Origin of the sequence: Nitrospirillum bahiense, assembly GCF_007828025.1 — a bacterium.
In the GTDB taxonomy this organism is placed as follows: Bacteria; Pseudomonadota; Alphaproteobacteria; order Azospirillales; family Azospirillaceae; genus Nitrospirillum; species Nitrospirillum amazonense.
Genome location: NZ_VITO01000004.1, coordinates 152,926 through 165,218, shown reverse-complemented (window position 1 = coordinate 165,218; position 12,293 = coordinate 152,926). Strand labels below are relative to the sequence as shown.

General features: G+C 67.9%; 12 protein-coding genes. 6 read left to right on the top strand and 6 right to left on the bottom strand.

The genetic code is table 11. The features are described from left to right. Positions 1-26: 26 nt before the first annotated feature. The gene (gene dksA / locus FBZ88_RS07610; protein ID WP_004272667.1) at positions 27-446 is read right to left on the bottom strand and encodes an RNA polymerase-binding protein DksA; all 420 of its coding nucleotides are present in this window, start codon (positions 444-446) and stop codon (positions 27-29) included. A 245-nt stretch (positions 447-691) separates the two neighbouring features. After that, positions 692-1,114, bottom strand: a complete 423-nt coding sequence (locus FBZ88_RS07605) for a flagellar assembly protein FliX (RefSeq protein WP_004272668.1) — start codon at positions 1,112-1,114, stop codon at positions 692-694. A gap of 320 nt (positions 1,115-1,434) precedes the next feature. Here FBZ88_RS07605 and FBZ88_RS07600 point away from each other — a divergent pair, with 320 nt between their 5' ends. The 6 genes from FBZ88_RS07600 (at position 1,435) to sciP (ending at position 7,283) form a co-directional block, all read left to right on the top strand. Beyond that, entirely contained in the window at positions 1,435-2,589 is a 1,155-nt protein-coding gene (locus FBZ88_RS07600) for a flagellar basal body P-ring protein FlgI (protein WP_246138551.1), read from the top strand. Continuing rightward, positions 2,589-3,104, top strand: a complete 516-nt coding sequence (locus FBZ88_RS07595) for a rod-binding protein (RefSeq protein WP_145616148.1) — start codon at positions 2,589-2,591, stop codon at positions 3,102-3,104. Before FBZ88_RS07600 ends, FBZ88_RS07595 begins: the two co-directional genes overlap by 1 nt. Continuing rightward, complete coding sequence (locus tag FBZ88_RS07590) at positions 3,101-3,595, top strand: flagellar protein FlgN (protein WP_145616146.1); 495 nt, start codon at positions 3,101-3,103, stop codon at positions 3,593-3,595. The genes FBZ88_RS07595 and FBZ88_RS07590 overlap by 4 nt, the downstream gene beginning before the upstream one ends. 304 nt (positions 3,596-3,899) lie before the next feature. Then, the gene (locus tag FBZ88_RS07585; protein ID WP_145616144.1) at positions 3,900-6,089 is read left to right on the top strand and encodes a flagellar hook-length control protein FliK; all 2,190 of its coding nucleotides are present in this window, start codon (positions 3,900-3,902) and stop codon (positions 6,087-6,089) included. A 25-nt stretch (positions 6,090-6,114) separates the two neighbouring features. Beyond that, positions 6,115-6,807: a flagellar hook capping FlgD N-terminal domain-containing protein gene (locus tag FBZ88_RS07580; RefSeq protein ID WP_145616143.1), complete on the top strand. Its 693-nt coding sequence runs from the start codon at positions 6,115-6,117 to the stop codon at positions 6,805-6,807. Positions 6,808-6,926: 119 nt separating this feature from the next. Next, on the top strand, positions 6,927-7,283 hold the full coding sequence (sciP, locus tag FBZ88_RS07575; RefSeq protein ID WP_145616141.1) for a CtrA inhibitor SciP: 357 nt from the start codon (positions 6,927-6,929) through the stop codon (positions 7,281-7,283). A gap of 48 nt (positions 7,284-7,331) precedes the next feature. On the opposite strand, the gene FBZ88_RS07570 is transcribed toward sciP, so the two are convergent. The 4 genes from FBZ88_RS07570 to FBZ88_RS07555 all read right to left on the bottom strand — a co-directional run bounded on the left by FBZ88_RS07570 (position 7,332) and on the right by FBZ88_RS07555 (position 12,235). Further along, complete coding sequence (locus FBZ88_RS07570; protein ID WP_145616139.1) at positions 7,332-8,540, bottom strand: hypothetical protein; 1,209 nt, start codon at positions 8,538-8,540, stop codon at positions 7,332-7,334. Between the two features lie 210 nt (positions 8,541-8,750). Next, the gene (gene der, locus FBZ88_RS07565; protein ID WP_145616137.1) at positions 8,751-10,139 is read right to left on the bottom strand and encodes a ribosome biogenesis GTPase Der; all 1,389 of its coding nucleotides are present in this window, start codon (positions 10,137-10,139) and stop codon (positions 8,751-8,753) included. Positions 10,140-10,151: 12 nt separating this feature from the next. Continuing rightward, positions 10,152-11,582 (bottom strand): outer membrane protein assembly factor BamB family protein, encoded by a 1,431-nt coding sequence (locus FBZ88_RS07560; protein ID WP_246138550.1) that lies wholly within the window; start codon positions 11,580-11,582, stop codon positions 10,152-10,154. Then, positions 11,579-12,235 carry a tetratricopeptide repeat protein gene (locus tag FBZ88_RS07555; protein ID WP_186464264.1) on the bottom strand — a complete coding sequence of 219 codons (657 nt, stop codon included), beginning with the start codon at positions 12,233-12,235 and terminating at the stop codon, positions 11,579-11,581. The genes FBZ88_RS07560 and FBZ88_RS07555 overlap by 4 nt, the downstream gene beginning before the upstream one ends. Positions 12,236-12,293 lie beyond the last annotated feature (58 nt).

Below are 12,293 nucleotides of genomic sequence, written 5' to 3'. Positions count from 1 at the left end.
CAAGGCCGCCACGCCCAGCTGCGGGTTCAATCGTCGCGCTGCGTGCGCTCCATCCGCTCATGCCGCTCCTGGGCTTCCACCGACAGGGTGGCGATGGGGCGGGCCTCCAGACGGCGGACGCCGATGGGCTCCCCCGTCTCCTCGCAATAGCCGTATTCGCCCAGTTCGATTCGTTCGATAGCCTCATCGATCTTGCTGATCAGCTTGCGCTCCCGGTCGCGGGTGCGCAGTTCCAGGGACCGGTCGGTTTCCGCCGAGGCGCGGTCGGCGATGTCCGGTTCCTGAATGCCGCCATCCTGAAGATTGACCAGGGTTTCGGTGGACTCTTTCAAAAGCTCCGCGCGCCATTGCAGCAGCTTCTGACGGAAGTACTCCGTCATCACGGGGCTCATGTACGGCTCATCCTCGGACGGGCGGTAATCCGGGGGAAGTATCGGAGACGACATATGTTTTGGTCCGAATCCAGTGTGATCGAGACGGCGCGGAGTATAGGGAGACGCAACGCAACCCGCAATACTGCGCGCAGCGCCGGCATGCGATGTTTAAGTCACTGAAATGGATGGCAATTATGCCCACTCCCGCCCAAAGCGAGAAGGCGGCCGGCCATTCGGATTACAGGTATAAGCGTATAAGAATAGAACGGCTCTCCGTCCGCGGGCGCCCGCGCTGAGCCGCCCCCTCCCCCCGCGCCTTAGCGCGACGCCGATTCGAGCTTGGCCAGTTCCACCTGGGCGCGCAGGTCGATCTCATCCAGCACTTCCTGCAGGCGGGGGTCGGCCACCGTCTCGCGCCGGCTCTGCACCATGCGCACCAAATCCTGCAGCCGTTCACGCGGGAAGGTGCCGGCCAGCAGGCCTAGCCGCAGTTCCTCCAGCTTGTCCAACAGGTTTTCCGCGCGCTGGCGGGCCTTGCGCTTGGAGTTCAGCGCGTCGTCAACCTCCTGCAGGGCCAGCAGCGGCGTGATGGCCATCGCGGTCTGCGCACCGGTCACGGACTTCACGCCCTCATCACCGTCACCTTCCGATACCTGGGTGCGGAAGCTGTCGCCGCCGGCCCGTTGCGTTTTGCGCGTCTGGCTGGAGGGAAGGGAGGAACCGGGACCTTGGATCTTCATATCGTGCCGCCACCGCAATCTGGGCCAGCCACCCGGAACACCCGGACCTTGTCACCCGTCCCCTCCCGGACAAGAACCAGAAAAGGGGGCGATTCCGCCGGTTTGGCGGGCCTGCAGCCTGTCTTATTGTTACCATCCGCAGGGAAGACGCGCATAGGGCAATTTTTGCCGGGGATATTCGGCCGCCTTTGGTCATGACGGCGGGCCAACGGCCCTGGTTCCGGCGGCGGCCCCTGGGAAACCGCCGGGTTTGGGCGCATGCTGCGGTTGGCATGAAGTTCGCTAGAGGAGCGGCATCTGTTTCAGGGAGTATCCCCCCCGTGTCCACGAACGCCCGCATCCGTTCCACCACCGCCCTCGGCCGCGCCCTCAAGCGCGCCGTCGTCGTGCTGGCCGCCGTCCTGGCCCTGGGTGCCGCCCAGCCGGCCGGCGCGCAGTCGCGCCTGAAGGACATCGTGGATGTGGAGGGCGTGCGTGACAACGTCCTGGTGGGCTACGGCCTGGTCGTCGGCCTGAACGGCACCGGCGATACCATCAACAACGCGCCCTTCACGCAGCAGAGCCTGTACGGCATGCTGGAACGCCTGGGCGTGAACATCCGCGGCACCACGCTGACCACCAAGAACGTGGCAGCCGTCATGGTCACCGCCACCCTGCCCCCTTTCGCGGCGCAAGGCACGCGCATCGACGTGCAGGTGGGCACGCTGGGTGACGCCAAGAGTCTGCAGGGCGGCATCCTGGTGGGCACGCCCCTGCTGGCGCCCGACGGCGACGTCTACGCGGTGGCTCAGGGCCCCGTGGCCATTTCCGGCTTCACCGCGCAGGGTGCCGCCGCCAGCGTCACGCGCGGCGTCCCCACCGCCGGCCGCATCGCCGCCGGCGCCCTGGTGGAACGCACCGTGGACTTCCGGATGTCCGACATGCAGGCCCTGCACCTGGCCCTGCACAATCCCGACTTCACCACCGCCAAGCGCATCGCCGACGCCATCAACGCCGCCATCGGCATGGGCACGGCCATGGCCATGGACCCGTCCAACGTGACGGTGAACGTGCCGGCCGGCCGCAAGATGGACCTGGTGGGCTTCATGCGCGACATCGAGCAGCTGAAGGTGGCCCCCGACAACCCGGCCACCGTGGTCATCGACGAGGCCTCAGGCGTGATCGTGATGGGTGAGAACGTCCGCATCAACACGGTCGCCATCGCCCAGGGCAACCTGACCATCAAGATCACGGAGACGCCGCAGGTCTCCCAGCCCGGCCCCTTGAGTGGCGGCACCACCACCACCGTGCCCCGCACCAACATCCAGGTGGACGACGGACAGGGCAAGAAGCTGGCCATCCTGCCCTCCGGCGTGTCCCTGCAGGATCTGGTGCAGAGCCTGAACGCCCTGGGCGTCAGCCCCCGCGACATGATCTCCATCCTGCAGTCGATCAAGGCCGCCGGCGCCCTGCAGGCCGAACTGAAGGTGATGTGATGAGCGACGACATAAAGCTGTCGCCCCCCGGCTACGATGCCAAGGCGCTCATGGACGCAAAGGGGACGCCCAAGCCGCAGGCCGGCCCCGGAAGCGGCATGAAGGACGACGCGGCCATCGAGAAGGCGGCCAAGGAGTTCGAGTCCGTCTTCATCAGCCAGATGCTGCAGCACATGTGGGAAGGCGTGAAGGTCGACGAGAACTTCGGCGGTGGCCATGCGGAGGAAATGTTCCGCGGCATGATGATCGAAGAGCAGGCCAAGGCCATCACCAAGGGCGGCGGCCTGGGCATCGCCGACGAGATCAAGAAGGAAATGATGCGCATGCAGGAGAAGGCGGCCGGCGCCGACCCGCTGCATCGTTCCCAGAACGCCGCCGCGGGGTCCGCGGCGCCCAAGAACGCCCCCAAGAACGCCTATGCCCAGGCGCAGGCCACGCTGGCCCAGCACATGCCGCTGGACGCCGCCGCCAACGCCCCCATCGGTTCCGACGCCGCATCGGATGATACGCCATGACCCCCAGCGACACCCCCTCCCTGCCCCCGCCCGCCCCGGCCATGGCCAGCCCGGCCGAAGCCCGCGCCCTGTCGCTGATCGCCGCCATGGAGCGGCTGATGGCGCTGTACCAGGAAGAGACGGCGCTGCTGAAAAAGCGCGACATCAAGGCCATGCTGGCCCTGGTGGAACGCAAGCACCTGCTGACCAAAAGCTATGAAGACGCGGTGCGCATCATCAGCCTGGACATGGTGGGCCTGCGCGCCCTCAATCCGGAACTGAAGGCACGCATGAAAAGCCTGGCCGAATTGTTCCACAAGGAATCCATGGAGAACGCGACCACGCTACGCGCCGCGGCGGCCGTGGCGCAGTCGGTGGTCAACATCATGGTCAACACCATCAACAAACAGCGCAACCAGGAACAGGGTTACGTCGCCAAGCACGGCGCCGCCCGTCCGGCGGGCTATCGCCGGGCCGGTATCCCGCCCCTGGCCGTGAACCAATGCCTCTGACCTGAGCCGCCACCTCCCTGGCTTGCGCCCTCACCCGCCCCGGCCGCCGTGCCGGCGGCGGGCGCTGGCATATGGGGGCGCCCAAGGGGCGGCAGATTCTGCCCGCTGCGGCAAGAAGCTCCCATCCTCGGTGGACGTTTTTCCCGCCACCCGGCCGCGCCATCCTGAAAAACCCTCGGAAAACCTGGGCTGGGCCCTTTCCAACGCCTGGCACGTCGATTGCTTTCCCAGGCGATGGGGCGTCTTGCCCGCCACCGTCCCCGCCATCCGGCGATGGACACGCCCAGGCCCGAGGAAGCGACACATGACCGGTTTCCAGTCCGTTCAAAGCCTGTTCCCCACCCAGGGGACCACCGCGTCCGGCATCCTGGGCGGGACGGCGGCGGGCGGCGAGGCGGCGGACCTGTTCACCCAGTTGCTGAGCGGCATGGTCGACGCCAACACCGTCGGCAGCCAGTCGGCGGGCCAGAGCGCCGCCTTTCTCACCGCCGGGCAGGGCACGGGCGGCGCCAGTGGCGCGGCGATCCCCTCGCCCTTGACGCCATCCACCATTCCCTTCGCCCTAGGCAAGGGGGGCGTGCAGGCCAAGGGGGGTCCGGCCCCGGCGAGCGCCACCACGGGCACCGCCGTGACCGCCCTGATGACCGGCATGACCGCCAACACGCCGTCAGCCCTGCAGGCCGCCACCGGCTGGACGCAAACCCACTGGTCAGCCAAGACCGTCATCGCCGATGCGGCCGACGGCGCCACCGACGGACAGACCGCCACCGATACGCAGGACAGCACCGCCACCGACACCACGCTGGCGGCACTGGCTGCCACCATGGGCGGGCAACCGCAGCCCACCCCTCCCGCGCCGGCCGCGCAGACCGCCGCCGGCCAGATGCCGTCGGACGCCATCAAGGCAGATGCCGCCATGGCCACTGACGCGACGGCCGCCGGTCAAGCCGTTGCCGGTCAAACGGTCGCCCAGGCCGCTACCGCCCAGGCGGATGCGATCCAGGCCAACACCGCCAAAACCGATGCGGTCCAGGTTGGCGCGGCCCAGACGGGTGCGATCCAGACCGGCGCGGTCCAGGCCGGCATGGCGCTTCCTGGAATGACGCCAGTGACCGAGCCCACCGCCGCCGACGCGGCGCTGGCGGCCCAGGCCATGCAGGCCAGCCCAGCCCAGCCCGCCAAAGGCAGCGCCGCCTCCACGGCCGCCGCCAGCTTGGCCGTGGCTGACCAGAAGGCCGCGGCGCTGGCCGCCGGCATCCCGCCGGCCACGAGCCGCGCATCCACCGCCGCCCCCACCCAGACCCAGGCAGCCCAGACCCAGGCGGCTCAGACCCAGGCGGCCCAGGCTGTTCAGGCCCAGGCGACCAAGGCCCAGGCAGGTACCGTGGCCGATGCCGCCGCGCTGGCCGCCACGGCCGCCACCACGGCGACTGACGGCGCCACCAAGACGGGCAAGGCCGACGGCGTCGCCGCCTCGGGCTCCGGCCTCAAGACCGGCGCTCCCAAGGGCGCTAAGGGCGACACGGCGAAGCCGCAGGGTGCCACCGTGACCGCCACGACCCTGCCCGACCAGAAGTCCGGGGCCGCCACTGCGGACCAAGCCCGGCAACAGACGGCCGACAGCGCCACCGACGACAGCAGCAGCAACGGCGTTCTGGCGGCACCTGCCGACAACGGCATGATCTACGCCGACGCCCATGCGGCCGCCGCGGCCCCCCTGGCCAAGGTGGGCGACACGGCCACGCCGGCGGCGACTACGCCCATGGCGGCACTGACCAACGCGGCCGGCAACGGCAACGCGACCGCCAACACCGCGACCTCGGCCCAGGCCACCTTGCAGGCGCTGCTGCAACAGCAGCAGGCCGGGCGGACCAACACCGCCAGCAACGGCCTGCTGACCACGACGGAGAACGGCCTGCTGCCCGCCGCCACGGACGGCACCAGCGGCTCGGCCTCGGCCAGCGACGCGGCACTGAACGCCAGCGGCTTCATGGGCCTGGTCGATGGCCAGCACACCTTCCCCACGGGCTTCGCCGCCCAGCTGGCAAGCACGGCCCAGGCGGCCCGCCCGGTGCAATACCCGCCGGTACTGCAACAGGTAACGATGGGCTTTCAGAAGGCCGCCAGCAACGGCATGGACAGCGTCACCATCCAGCTGAGCCCGGACGACATGGGCAGCATCGACGTGAAGCTGGACTTCCACAAGGACGGCAAGGTGCGGGCCAGCGTGACGGCGGACAACGCCAAGACGCTGGACCTGCTGCAGCGCAACTCCGACGACCTGAAGACCGCCCTTCAGGATGCCGGCTTGCAGACCGACAACGACAGCCTGTCCTTCAACCTGAAGGACGACAGCCAGGCCCAGCAGCAGCAGGAACGCCGCAGCGGGCAGAACGGCGCCCAATTCTCCATGGACGACGCGGCCGCCCCCGAGGAGGCCCCGTCACAAGACACCATCATACCGTCGCTCGGCCGCGTCGACGTGCGGATCTGACGATAGATTTGAGGGAGTAGCGATCATGACCGATGCCGTCAGCGGTTCCAGCAACACCAACAACGTCAACCCCAGCGGTTCGTCGGGCAGCAACACGCCAGCCAGCAACCCGCTGAGCGATCTGACGAACAACTACACGACGTTCCTGACGCTGCTGACCACGCAGCTGAAGAACCAGGATCCGACGTCGCCCATGGACACCAACCAGATGACCTCGCAGCTGGTGCAGATGAGCTCGGTCGAACAGCAGATCGAGGCCAACAACCAGCTGAAGTCCATCCAGTCTACGCTGGCCGGGGGCCAGTCCAGCCAGGCGCTGAACTACCTGGGTAAGTATGTGGAGATGCAGGGTGACCAGTTCCCGCTGCAGAACAGCACGGCGAACGTCTCCGTCACCTATGGCGGCACCGCCGCCTCCGCCACCATGTCGGTCTATGACAGCACCGGCGCCCTGGTCAGCACCACCGACGTTTCCGGCGCCGCCGGCACCCACAACTATTCCTGGGACGGCAAGGACAGCTCCGGCAAGGTGCTGCCCGACGGCACCTACAGCGTGAAGGTCGTCGCCACCGACAGCAGCGGCAAGCCGGTGGACACCACCGTGAAAGTGGCGGGCAAGGTGACCGGTGTCGATATGTCCGGCACCACCCCCACCCTGCAGATGGGCGACATGACCGTGAACATGAGCGATGTCACCAGCGTGCTCGCCGGCGCGTAAGCGCGAAGGGAACCTGCCTGAAAGTAATAGGGCGTTCAGTTCTTCTTAACGTCCCCGCCCTTATGGTGCTGCAGGCCCTGGTGGAGTCCAGGGCGCATAGGCACTGTATGAGGTAAGGCATGTCGGCACAGGACGCCGGACGCGGCCCCCGCGCGCTGTTGAACGGGGGGATCGGTCGTAATGCGGCCAAGGCCGCCGCGCAAGGCGCCGGCTTGACCCTGAACGACCTTCCGCCGCCCGACACCAAGCGATGGGTGATGCGCCGCAAGGCGCAGGTGGTGGACGGGGTGCGGAGCGGCCTGCTGACCATGCAGGAGGCCTGCGCGCGTTATACCTTGTCGGAGGAAGAGTTCCTGTCGTGGCAGCGGCTGATTGACGCCCACGGCCCCAGGGCCCTGCGCACCACCCGCCTGCAGGATTATCGCCGCGGCATGGGCGGCGCCGACGACCAGGATCCTCTGGCGGCCGCGGGCTGAGCGCCCGCCCCCGAAGGCGCCTCTCCGGGCGCCTTCCGGCTGCCTGTGTCAACTCGGCTTGAGACTGTCGGCGATCATGTGAAGGCCTTCGCCGCGCAAGGTCTGCTGGCGCTGGATCAGCCGGCGCGCCGCCAGCGCTTGTTCCACGACCTCGCCCCCGACAATGGCGCCATCGGCCGTCAGCGCCACGGCGACGCGGGTAAGCTCGCTGCCTTCGCTCTTGGGGTCGTGACGGTTCAACGGATGCTCGCTGGCCAGCTCCGTGGTCAGCCATTCCAGCAACACTTCCCGCCCCTCCGGCAGCCGGTCGTCGGCCAGCAGCCGGGCCAGCAAGCCCATGGGCGTGGGCACCTTGCTCTCAGCCTCTGCCTTGGCCCCCACGGCCGCCGGATCGCGCAACAGGTCGATCAGCGCGATCAGGAAATCGGACAGGCAGCGCTGGTTGCCGAACAGGTCCTGGATGACATCGGAAAAACGCAGAAGGTCGGCAGCGATGCCGCCCAGCATTTCCTGCAGCCGCCACGGCGTCTCCGGCGTGGCCAGCCGCATCACCTCCTCCAGCTTGCCGCCCAGGGTGCGGATGCCCGCCAGGCGCACGGTCAGCAGGCTGTAGAAGGCATGGTCGTGGCCTTCCGGCCCCACCAGCCGTTCCACCGCGGCGCTGAGCTCGGCCGCATCGCCGTTCAGGGGCACGGACCATTTGCGGCTGTTCGCCTGGAAGTCGCGGGCTTTCTGGGCAACGACGTCGACATAACGGTCCAGGTCGGCGATGCGGGCACGGGTATTCTGGCCCGTCACCTTGGACTGCACCGTGGCGGCCTTGTGCAGGGCCGCCTGCAGCATGGCGCCGGTATCCTGCAACCGGCGGAGGTGGGTGGCACCGTGCAGCAGCTCTGTCGGGCATATCTGCTGGCGCGTCAGGTAATCCTTCAAGATCAGTGCGATGGCCCGGCGCGACTGGCGGCCGTACAGGTCCTCCGGCGAAGAGCAGAGCGGTGTGCCATCCGGCGCCTCGCGCAGCACGCTGGGCTTCACCACCTCGGGCGCGGTCTTCTCGAACACCAGGGTGCCAGTGGGAAAGGCGTTCATGACCGTGCGCACGGCCATGACGCGCACCGCCTTCAGCTTGCCCTGGGCCAGCCGGCGATTGGCCTCGGCCACCGCCATTTCCTCGGTGTCGCCAATGAAAAGGATGGTCCAGCGGCCCTCTTCCAGGCCCAGCAGCTCAAACTTGCAGCTGCGGAATTTCAATCCCATGTCCCAGCCCTGCGTCTCCAGCCTCGCGACCCGGCGGCCCGGATTCGACTTTCAACGACACTATAGGCGATCGCCCCCGTCCCCAGAAGAAAATAGAAAAGCCCCCGCCTTCCGGATATTCGAACAAAAAAGGGAAGCGAATGACCGCTTCCCTTTTGCGACAGGCAATCAATCCCAATAACCGGGCCATAAGACCTGGCCCCCGCCCGTTCAGTCGAACGGGTTGTCGCTACCCTTGCGCAGCAGGAAGCGTAGGGGAACGGCCGGCAGCTTGAACGTCTCGCGCAGGCCGTTGATCAGGTACCGCGTGTAATGTTCCGGAATTTCCACCGGGCGGCTGCTGAACAGGGCGAAGGTCGGCGGGCGGGCCTTCACCTGGGTCATGTAGCGGATCTTCAGGCGGCGGCCGTCCACCAGGGGCGGCGGGTGCGATTCGAGCATGCCCTGCAGCCAGCGGTTCAGCTGGGCCGTGGGGATGCGGCGGTTCCACAGGCGGTAGACCTCGAACGCCGCGTCCAGCAGGACGTCCAGCTTCTGCTGCTTCAGGGCGGAGATGGTGATGGTGGGAATGCCCCGCGCCTGCGGCAGCGATGTCTCCAGCCGGTCGCTCAGCTGCTGCAGGGCCTCGGCACGGTTGGCCACGGCGTCCCACTTGTTGACGGCGATGACCAGGCCGCGGCCTTCCTCGATCACCTGGCGGGCGATGGTCAGGTCCTGCTTGTCCAGGATGGCGTCGGCATCCAGCACCAGCACCACCACGTGGGCCATGCGCACGACCCGCAGGGTGTCGGCCACCGCCAGCTTTTCCAGCTTGTCTTCCACGCGGGCGCGGCGGCGCAGGCCGGCGGTATCGACCAGCTTCACCGGCCGGTCGCGCCAGGTCCACTCCGCCGCGATGGCGTCGCGGGTCATGCCGGCCTCGGGGCCGGTCAGCACGCGCTCCTCACCCAGCAGGCTGTTCAGCAGGGTGGACTTGCCCACGTTGGGCCGGCCGACGATGGCCAGTTGCAGGGGCTTGGCGTTGTCCCGGGCCTCGGCCGCCTCGTCGTCCAGGGGGCCTTCGGCCTCCTCCTCCTCTTCCTCCGGCGCGTCGGGGGGCAGGTAGGGGGTCAGGGCATCCACCAGGTCGGCCATGCCCTCGCCATGCTCGGCGGACAGCGGCACCGGATCGCCCAGCCCCAGCTCATAGCATTCCATGAGCCCGGGCTTGCCGGCGTTGCCCTCGCACTTGTTGGCCACCAGGATGATGGGCGTCTTGCCCTTGCGCAGCCAGGCGGCGAAGTGGCGGTCCAGGGGCGTGATGCCAGCCCGCGCGTCCACGATGAACAGGCCGACGTCGGCCCGTTCGATCGCGCGTTCAGTCTGGCGGCGCATGCGCGCCTCCAGGCTGTCGTCGAACGCCTCTTCCAGGCCGGCGGTGTCCACCACCGTCAGCTCGATGCCGGCGAGGTAGCCGTCGGCGGATCGCCAGTCCCGGGTGACGCCCGGGGTATCGTCGACAATGGCCAGCTTCTTACCGGCAAGTCGATTGAACAGAGTCGACTTGCCGACATTGGGCCGGCCGATGATAGCGACCGTCAAGCGGCGGGGACTCGCCATAACTAAAACGCCTTATCGATACGCGAAGAGATCGCCGTCGTCCGTCAGCACAAACAGGGTGTTGTTGACCACAATGGGGGCAACGCTGATCGGGTCGTCGAACTCCATCTTGTTGAGGATGTCGCCGTTGGCGGGCGACGCTTCCACAACCTGCCCCAGGCTGTTGGCCATAATCAAGCGTCCACCGGCTGCAATAGGACCAACCCAGTTAATCGGATCCTTGCGCTTCTCCGGATTCTCCCAGCGTTCCAGCTGCTTGATCCAGCGGACACGGCCGGTGTCGCGCGTCAGCGCGACCAGCTGGGCCTCGTTGTTCAGGACGAACACCCAGTCGCCGACTACGGCCGGCTGGTTCTGGCCGCCCACGTCCTGTTCCCAGACATGCTGGCCGGTGCGCTGGTCGATGGCCACCATGCGGCCGGAATAGCTGATGGCATAGACAAGCCCGCGATCCACCACGGGCAGGCCCTTGATGTCCGCCAGGTTGGCCAGGTTGGCGCCCCGGCGCGAGGACGCCAGGTTGTCGCTCCATGCCGGATGGCCGTTGTCGACACGCAGGGCGTACAGCTCACCCGAGGAATACGGAATGATGGTGATATCGTTCTCGACGGCTGCGCTGGCGCCGCCCAGCAGGGCCGCCGGCTCCGGGAAACCGGCGTGCGTCCACTGCAGCACGCGGTTGTTGGAGGCCAGGACGATGCACTGATTGTCGATGGTCACGACGAACACGCGCCCGCCGGCGACCGTGGGGCCGGAACGGATGGGGGCGGCGATACGCTGCCGCCACGTAACCTTGCCGTCCTTGGGATCGACCTTGATGGCCTCGCCGTAACCGGTGGTGACGAACACCGCGCCGTCGCCAACCGCGACGCCGCCACCCATGGCGGAGCCTTCCTGCTCCGGCCGCTTCATCTCGCTTTCCCAGATCTTCTTGCCGGTGGCCTCGTCGAAGGCGTGCAGCACGAAGTCGGTGTCCAGCAGATAGACCCTGCCCTCGGAAACGACCGGGCCGTCCAGCAGCCGGTTGTCGCTGGAGGAACCCTCGATGCTGACCTTCCAGGCCTCTTTCAGGGTCTTGGGCAGCGTGACGTGGCCCGGATTGTGGGCCGCGTTGCCGCCAGGCTGGGCCCAGTCGGTGTTGGTCACCGCGTCCGGCAGGGTCACCTGCTTGGCCTGGGCCTGGCTGTCCGGTTCGATCTGCTGGTCCAGCTGCAGCACCGAGATGCGATTGCCCGCCAGCTTTTCCTTCGGCTTGTTGTCATCGCCGAAGCCCAGCCAATCGAACATGCCGCAGCCGGTCAGCAGCATGCACGCCACCAGCGCGGTGCTGAGACCGACGGCGCGGCGGACCCGCATGGGGCGGGCGGACGGCGACCGGGCGGCGGGGGCACGGGCGAAGGCCTCGGTGGAGGGCAGGCCGGTGACGGCGTTCTTATTGGTCATTTCTGCTCGGCGTAGAGGGCGACGAGATCGGCGGCACGGGCGCGGACGCCCTGAGGTGCGGCCGGATCGACGGACAGGGACTGGAAAATCTCCCTGGCCTTGGCCAGGTCGTTGGCACGCAGATACAGCAGGCCCGACAGCTCCTGCGCGGTGTAGCGCCACGGCCCCTTGGTCAGGCCCGCGATGCGGGACTGCAGCTGCGCGGGGTTGCCGGTGTCCACCTGCTGCATCACGGCCAGGATCTGCGCCAGGTCGCGGAACAGCGGATCGTTGTCGGCGCTGCCGGCGATCTGGTCATAGATGGCGATGGCGCCGGCGGCGTCGTCGCTGGCGGCCTTCAGCCCGGCCTCCTGCAGGCGGGCCAGCGTGGCCGGCGCGCCCCCCAGCTTCGGCGTCACCGCCGCCAGGGCGGCCAGCGCGTCCTTGGCGTTGCCGCTCTCAATCGCGGGCGACACCTTTTCCGTGGCGGATATCAGGGCGCTGGTGCGCTCGATCGCCTGGCGGGTGCGGTACTGGTCCCAGGCCACATAGGCGGCCGTGCCCGCCAGGATGGCCACAGCCCCCGCCAGCAGATAAGGCCCCACCTGGCGCCACAGTTTTTCCAGTCGTTCACGGCGAAGGTCGTCATCGACCTCGCGAAAAATATCGCTCATCAGCTCACTCTTCGACACCGAGGCCGGCACCATAACAGCAATCCGCGCCGATACCAGA

Excerpts from the sequence above, each read along its gene's own strand:
- der (WP_145616137.1), bottom strand. The coding sequence starts at position 10,139 with ATGGCGAGTCCCCGCCGCTTGACGGTCGCTATCATCGGCCGGCCCAAT.
- FBZ88_RS07555 (WP_186464264.1), bottom strand. The coding sequence starts at position 12,235 with ATGAGCGATATTTTTCGCGAGGTCGATGACGACCTTCGCCGTGAACGA.
- FBZ88_RS07570 (WP_145616139.1), bottom strand. The coding sequence starts at position 8,540 with ATGGGATTGAAATTCCGCAGCTGCAAGTTTGAGCTGCTGGGCCTGGAA.
- FBZ88_RS07585 (WP_145616144.1), top strand. The coding sequence starts at position 3,900 with ATGACCGGTTTCCAGTCCGTTCAAAGCCTGTTCCCCACCCAGGGGACC.
- FBZ88_RS07560 (WP_246138550.1), bottom strand. The coding sequence starts at position 11,582 with ATGACCAATAAGAACGCCGTCACCGGCCTGCCCTCCACCGAGGCCTTC.
- FBZ88_RS07605 (WP_004272668.1), bottom strand. The coding sequence starts at position 1,114 with ATGAAGATCCAAGGTCCCGGTTCCTCCCTTCCCTCCAGCCAGACGCGC.
- FBZ88_RS07580 (WP_145616143.1), top strand. The coding sequence starts at position 6,115 with ATGACCGATGCCGTCAGCGGTTCCAGCAACACCAACAACGTCAACCCC.
- FBZ88_RS07595 (WP_145616148.1), top strand. The coding sequence starts at position 2,589 with ATGAGCGACGACATAAAGCTGTCGCCCCCCGGCTACGATGCCAAGGCG.
- dksA (WP_004272667.1), bottom strand. The coding sequence starts at position 446 with ATGTCGTCTCCGATACTTCCCCCGGATTACCGCCCGTCCGAGGATGAG.
- FBZ88_RS07590 (WP_145616146.1), top strand. The coding sequence starts at position 3,101 with ATGACCCCCAGCGACACCCCCTCCCTGCCCCCGCCCGCCCCGGCCATG.
- sciP (WP_145616141.1), top strand. The coding sequence starts at position 6,927 with ATGTCGGCACAGGACGCCGGACGCGGCCCCCGCGCGCTGTTGAACGGG.